The 552-nt window shown below is 81.9% G+C and carries 1 protein-coding gene; it reads left to right on the plus strand.

Annotated elements, in window-relative coordinates:
- Window positions 1–552, plus strand: a 552-nt coding sequence (locus tag CCN35_RS27500) for an SCO3242 family prenyltransferase (protein ID WP_169721397.1), incomplete at both ends; no start/stop codon positions are given.

Raw genomic sequence — 552 nt, forward strand, 5'->3', positions numbered from 1 at the left:
GACTGGGCCGAACTGCTGCGGCTGCCCGCCCTGTTCACCGTCCCCGGTGACGCCCTCGCCGGGGCCGCGGCGGCCGGGCGCACCCCCGGGGCCCGCACCCTGCTCGCCATCGGCTCCTCCCTGTGCCTCTACCAGGCGGGCATGGCGCTCAACGACTGGGCGGACCGCGCCGAGGACGCCGCGGAGCGCCCGCACCGGCCGCTCCCGTCCGGGCGGATCGCCCCCGGCGCGGCACTCACCGCCGCCGGCGCGTTCACCGCCCTGGGCCTCGCGCTCGCCGCCCGCGCCGGCCGGTCCGCGCTCACCGCCGCCGTGCCGCTCGCCGCCACCGTCTGGGCCTACGACCTCCGGCTGAAACGGGGCTGGGCCGGGCCGGCGGCGATGGCCGCGGCCCGCGGCCTGGACCTCGTGCTCGGCGCCGCCGCGAGCGGCGGCCGGATCCGCGACGCCGTGCCGTCCGCCGCCGCCCTCGGCGCCCACACCCTGGCCGTCACCGCCGTCTCCCGCCACGAGACCCGGGGCGGCTCCACCGCCGCCCCGGGTCTCGTGGCG

The sequence above is a fragment of the Streptomyces thermovulgaris genome, assembly GCF_002155915.1.
Classification (GTDB): Bacteria; Actinomycetota; Actinomycetes; order Streptomycetales; family Streptomycetaceae; genus Streptomyces; species Streptomyces thermovulgaris.